5 protein-coding genes are annotated in these 5,763 nt (G+C 63.0%); 2 read left to right on the forward strand and 3 right to left on the reverse strand.

Going from position 1 to position 5,763, the window contains the following annotated elements:
• On the forward strand, window positions 1–1,260 hold a 1,260-nt coding region (gorA, locus tag ACILRA_RS18625; protein WP_395663563.1), incomplete at its 5' end, for a glutathione-disulfide reductase.
• 245 nt (window positions 1,261–1,505) lie between these two features.
• On the opposite strand, the gene ACILRA_RS18630 is transcribed toward gorA, so the two are convergent.
• Window positions 1,506–2,105 carry a DUF1989 domain-containing protein gene (locus tag ACILRA_RS18630; protein ID WP_395663564.1) on the reverse strand — a complete coding sequence of 200 codons (600 nt, stop codon included), beginning with the start codon at window positions 2,103–2,105 and terminating at the stop codon, window positions 1,506–1,508.
• A gap of 33 nt (window positions 2,106–2,138) precedes the next feature.
• Here ACILRA_RS18630 and speB point away from each other — a divergent pair, with 33 nt between their 5' ends.
• The gene (speB, locus tag ACILRA_RS18635) at window positions 2,139–3,095 is read left to right on the forward strand and encodes an agmatinase (protein ID WP_395663565.1); all 957 of its coding nucleotides are present in this window, start codon (window positions 2,139–2,141) and stop codon (window positions 3,093–3,095) included.
• A 32-nt stretch (window positions 3,096–3,127) separates the two neighbouring features.
• Here the strand turns inward: speB and ACILRA_RS18640 are convergent, their stop codons facing one another.
• Entirely contained in the window at window positions 3,128–5,206 is a 2,079-nt protein-coding gene (locus tag ACILRA_RS18640; protein WP_395663567.1) for a mechanosensitive ion channel family protein, read from the reverse strand.
• Between the two features lie 43 nt (window positions 5,207–5,249).
• On the reverse strand, window positions 5,250–5,763 hold a 514-nt coding region (locus ACILRA_RS18645; protein ID WP_395663566.1), incomplete at its 5' end, for a hypothetical protein.

Genomic DNA, 5,763 nt, shown 5'->3' on the forward strand with positions numbered 1-5,763 from the left:
GAGGAATACCGCGTCGGCGGCACCTGCGTCATCCGCGGCTGCGTGCCGAAAAAGCTCTTCGTCTACGCCTCGAAATTCGCCGAGGAGTTCGAGGATGCCGTGGGCTTCGGCTGGACATCGGACAAGGTCTCCTTCGACTGGCCGGCCCTCATCGCCAACAAGGACAAGGAGATCGACCGCCTCAACCGGGCCTATATCCGCAATCTCGAGGCGGCGGGCGCGGAACTGATTGCGGAACGCGCCGTCCTGTCGGGTCCGAACACCGTGTCCCTCGCATCCGGCCGCCAGGTTACGGCGCGCTACATTCTGGTGGCCACCGGTGCTGCTCCCTTCGTGCCGCGCCATCTGCCGGGGCATGAGCTTGCCATCACCTCGAATGAGGCCTTCCATCTCGAAAAGCTGCCCGCGCGCATCGTCATTGTCGGCGGCGGCTACATCGCGGTGGAATTTGCCGGCATCTTCTCAGGCCTTGGCGTCGAAACGATCCTCGTCTGCCGCGGTGAGCAGATCCTGCGCGGCTTCGATGACGAGATCCGCAACCATCTCGCCGCCGAAATGAAGAAGAAGGGCATCGAGATCCGCACCCGCATGGACGTCGCAAGGATCGAGCGTTCCGGCACCGGCGTGCGCGTTACCATGAATGACGGCACGGGCTTCGGTGCAAACCACATCATGTTCGCCACCGGCCGCATTCCCAATGTGACGGGCCTTGGACTTGACGGCCTGGGCGTTGACATGACGGCCCATATGGCCATCAAGGTTGATGCCTATTCGCAAAGCTCCGTGCCCTCGATCTATGCCGTGGGCGATGTCACCAACCGCGTGAACCTCACCCCCGTCGCCATCCGCGAGGGCCATGCCTTCGCCGACACGGTGTTCGGCGGCAAGGACGTGAAGGTCGATCATTCGCTGGTCCCGACTGCGGTCTTCTCCCAGCCCGAGATCGGCACGGTTGGCCTCACCGAGGAGCAGGCACGCCAGGGCTTCCGCGCGGTCGACATTTACAAGACCAGCTTCCGCCCGATGAAGCACACGCTCTCTGGCCGCGATGAGCGCACGCTGATGAAGCTGGTCGTCGATGGCGAAACAGACCGCGTGCTCGGCTGCCACATCTGCGGCACGGACGCCGGCGAAATGGCGCAGCTCTTGGGCATCGCCGTGCGCATGGGGGCGAAGAAGTCAGACTTCGATGCAACACTCGCGGTGCACCCTACGGCAGCGGAAGAACTCGTGACTATGCGCGAGAAGTGGACGGGTTAGAGATCGTCCTTTCCCGCTTCTTCAGCGGGAGAGTGAGGGGACCCAACGAAGCTGGGGAGGGCGAGGGGAAGCAGTCCCACGGCCGCGTTGAAGGAGCCCTCATCCGGCCTGTCGGCCACCTTCTCCCATCGCGTTGCGACGGGAGAAGGGGATAAACACATATCAGCTTTCCCTTCTCCCGTTGCGCAGCAATGGGAGAAGGTGCCCGAAGGGCGGATGAGGGTCTCGCTCCGCGAGTCCCGGGCCTACTGGTCCAGCACCTCGAAATGCGCTTCCGTGGTTACCCCGTTGTTGATCGGCAGCATGTCCTGCGGGCAGGCGGAGAACACGATGATGGCGTCCATCTCGGCGCGGAACACCACATAATCTCCTGGCTTGCACAGGCAGTTGCCCCATTCGAGGCTTCCGTCCGGATTCCACGGAATGTTCATGAACAGGTTCAGCGAATCCGGCGTGTAGGGCATGAACATGCCCAGTTCCGCCAGCCCTGCATGCATGTTGTCACGGCAGTTGTCGTGGTAGTGGGTGCAACCCAGAAGCCCATAGCGTTCATTGTCACAGGGCGCGATCAGCGTGTCATGGCGGCCGGGGCTTGCGTCCTTGGTCATGGTCAGGATGGGCCTGCGGCGGTTGGTGATCATCTTGTCACCTTCCACCGGAAACAGCCTCGTCCAGAAGGCGCGGCAATGTTCCATGCCTAGGTATTCGCGCAGGTCGCCCGCGTTGAATGCCCAGAAATCCACCACCTGGTTGCCATGGGTGTTGATGACTTTCACTGATTGGCCCTTGTTCAGGCGAACGGCCTTGCCGCGGCGGGCCGGAATGGTCTGTAGTGTGGTGGTCACGAAATCCTCCTGCTTATGCCAAGGGTATCCATAATGAAGAAAGACCCGCGCTTCCAGCCTGTCGATGCCGCCGTCACCCCGCGCTTTGCCGGAATAGCAACCTTCATGCGCACCCAGCGCTTCGACGTAACGCCGGAGCTCGATATCGCGCTCGTGGGCGTGCCCTTCGATATCGGCGTCAATCATCGTTCCGGCGCCCGCCAGGGGCCCTCTGCGGTGCGTGAGGCCTCCCGCCTCATCCGCCGGGTGCACAATGTGTCAGCCATTGCACCCTATGACATCTGCAACGTGGCGGATGTGGGCGACGCGCCGGTCAACCCAATCGACCTTCATCGCTCGATCCAGATGATCGAGGATTTCTTTGCGACGATCCATGCCGCAGGCGCGCTGCCGCTGTCCATCGGCGGTGACCACACCGTGCCGCTCCCCATCCTTAGAGCGCTGGCGAAGGACCGCCCCGTCGGCATCTTCCACATCGACAGCCATGCGGACACGCTGGACACGATGGCGGACACGAAGATCAACCATGCCACCACCTTCCGCCGCGGCGTGGAGGAGGGGCTGATCGACCCGAAGCGCACGATCCAGATCGGCCTGCGCGGCTCGCGCTTCTCAGCCGATGACATCAAGTGGGGCGAGGACGCGGGTTTCACCTGCATCACCTTCGAGGATTATGAGCGCATGGGCCGCGAGGCGGTCATCGCGAAGATCCATGACGTGCTGGGAACAGGCCCCACCTACATGACGATCGACATCGACGGCATCGACCCCGCCTGGGCGCCGGGCACGGGTGTGCCCGAAATCGGCGGGCTCACACCGCGCGAAGTGCAGGTCATGGTCCGCAGCCTGCAGGGCAAGCATCTGGTCGGCGGCGATATTTGCGAGGTCGCCCCCTGCTATGACCCCACCGGCATCACGGCAGTAACCGCCGCCAACCTGATGTGGGAGATGCTCTGCGTCCTGGCCGATTCAAAGGCCAAGCGGGGGTAACACGCCAGGCGGGCCCGCCTTGTCCATTTCCCTCAAGCCGGCTGCGCGGCTTGAGGGGCCAGCCATGGGTGGCGCGCCAGGGAGATGCCGGCGTCCCGGAAGGCCTTCAGCAGCCGGCTCCGGGCCGCGCGTTCGATCTCGCCGGGGTCGCGCGGCAGGGCGGTGAACAGGAACTGCACCACGATCGCGGTGTCGGTCACATCCTTCACGCCCTGCACCTTGAGCGGGTCCAGCAGCCGGTCGCGATAGTCCTCCTTCAGTTCCGCCGCCACATTCGCCGTCACGCGGCGAACGTCTTCGAGGTCGGCGTCGCGGTCGAGGCTCATCGTGAATTTAACCGTCGACCAGTCGCGGCTGAAGTTCACGATCTCGCCGATCTGCCCGAAGGGCACCGTGAAGATCTGCCCGTCCTGATGGCGCAGCCGCACTGAACGCAGCGTGAAGCCCTCAACCGTGCCCCGCGAATTGCCGCAGACGATGTATTCGCCGATGCGGAAGGAATCCTCGGCGAGGAACAGCACGCCGGTGACAATGTCCTTCACCAGCGCCTGGCTGCCGAAGGAAATGGCAAGCCCGATCACCGAAGCGCCCGCCAGCAAGGGCGTGATGTTGAAGCCGAGATGCGAGAGCACCAGAAGCGAGATCATCACGGCGATCAGCACATTGACAGAGATGCGCAGGATGGGGATCAGCGTGCGCAGCCGCGAGGAGCCATCTGGCGAAGGTGCGATGTCGCCATCCTCATTCACCTTGGTTGCCGCCTTCGGTTGCATGGCCAGGTATCTGGCTGCCGCATAATTCACGTAAGTTATCGCCATGTAGATGGCGAACAGCGCGGCGAGCGGCTCCACGGCATAGATCGCAAGACGGCTCCATTGCGCTTGCGTCATGACGTGCAGCGCGTCGACGGCCCACAGCCGGGTGAAATAGACCGCCGCGGCCAGCGTGATGAACATCCGGAACATCTGGCTCACCAGCCCCGGCAGTTTGGGGAATGTGCGCGTCGCCGTCTGGCCTTCGGGCTCGCTGCGCCGGCCAATGAATTCCGCAAGAGCACAGATCAGGATCATCAACAGAACCGCGCGTACCGTTGCGGTGAGTGCCGCCACCACGCCCGGGTGTCCAGTCACCGCGCCATAGGCATGGATGGCCGAAATCAGCAGCACACTCGCCCCGGCAAGTCCCAGCCAGTTCGCCGCCAGCCAGCGCCTCAGCGGAGACACGCCCGCCCCCATGGCAGTGTTCTCGATCCAGCGGCGCACAGCATGCCGCGCCGGAATGGCCGCCGCGAAGAAACTCGAGACGAACAGCAGATTGTTGATCAAGAGCCCCGCCGCAATCACCGGGGCGGGCTGATTGTTGGCGATTGGAATGGCGATCCACGAACGCAGCACGACGATGGCCAGCATGGTCGCGAACAGGCGCATGGCCAGCCGCGCGTCGCCGTCGTCCAGTGGCACGATGCGGTAGGCAGGCTCCGCCGGGCGGAACCAGATCAGGAACAGCGTATAGAACAGCGCGAACTGTGCTCCGCCCATCAACAGCCAGTGCCCCACTGTGCCCTGCATGCCGATGCCGTTGAACAATCGCGTGGCAGTATAAACCGTCACCATCCAGAATGCCGCAAAACCGATCATGCTGGCCGTGGCGCGGCGCAGGATCTGGCCGATGGTGGCAGTCCCGTCCGTCGCCTCCGTGCCCGGCAGCAGCCACCGCGCCAGCCACGACGTGCCGTAGCCCAGCGCCGCTGCCCCGGCAAAGATCAGCGCCACCACCCCAAGGAAGGCCACGGGGCCGTGCCCCTGCGGCCGGCCGTCAACCCGTGAGATGATGCTGCCGATTTCCCCGGCAAGCGCCGGGTAGGCGCGCAGCGTGTTTTCAAACTGCTCGAAAAACTGAAACCCCTTTTCCTGCAAATAGGGCGCGAAGCCTTCCTCGAGGGTTTCACCTGGCGTTGGGGCAACCGGTGCCGCCGGGGGCTGGCCGGCCTTCATTTCCTTCAGAACCGCCCCGGTGACCTGCTCCACGATCTGGTTCACCTGCCCTTCGCTCAGCGTGACGGGGGCCTCTTCCTGGGCCCGGGCAGCAGAAACCGGCAGCAGCAGCGCCATCACCAGCGCCACCCATCCCAAACCCCGGTTTTTCAAAAAGGAATTAAACACAACCAATTGTAGCATCGAGTTGGTGTTGAGAATAGTCAACGGAGGACAATCGGGTGAGATTTGCCGTCTTCCGCCCGGCCCTTGTTTCAGTCCGTTGCAGGGCAGGGCCGGGGGCATTCCATCGGCGCTTTATCCATGCCCAAAACCTGCCCGCGCGCGTTCCGGCCAGGTGGAACCACCTGGCCGGAAAGAACTCGCGCAAGATCAATTGCTTGAGCATGATCTTGCCGCAAAAGTGGTTTCCACTTTTGGCGATCATGCTCCAGCGCGCGTTCCGGCCAGGTGGAACCACCTGGCCGAAAAGAACTCGCGCAAGATCAATTGCTTGAGCATGATCTTGCCGCAAAAGTGGTTTCCACTTTTGGCGATCATGCTCTAGAAGCCGCATAAACCTTTGATCTGGATCCGAGCCGCCCCAATGTCTGACGATAAAACGCAGAAGACCGACCGCTACCGCGATACCGTGTTCCTGCCGAAGACTTCCTTCGCCATGAAGGCGGGCCTGC

Source organism: Aestuariivirga sp., assembly GCF_044239095.1.
Taxonomy (GTDB): Bacteria; Pseudomonadota; Alphaproteobacteria; order Rhizobiales; family Aestuariivirgaceae; genus Aestuariivirga.

What these genes read in the sequence shown, in the direction of transcription:
- speB (WP_395663565.1), top strand. Translation starts at nt 2,139, where the DNA reads ATGAAGAAAGACCCGCGCTTCCAGCCTGTCGATGCCGCCGTCACCCCG.
- ACILRA_RS18640 (WP_395663567.1), bottom strand. Translation starts at nt 5,206, where the DNA reads ATGGCGCTGCTGCTGCCGGTTTCTGCTGCCCGGGCCCAGGAAGAGGCC.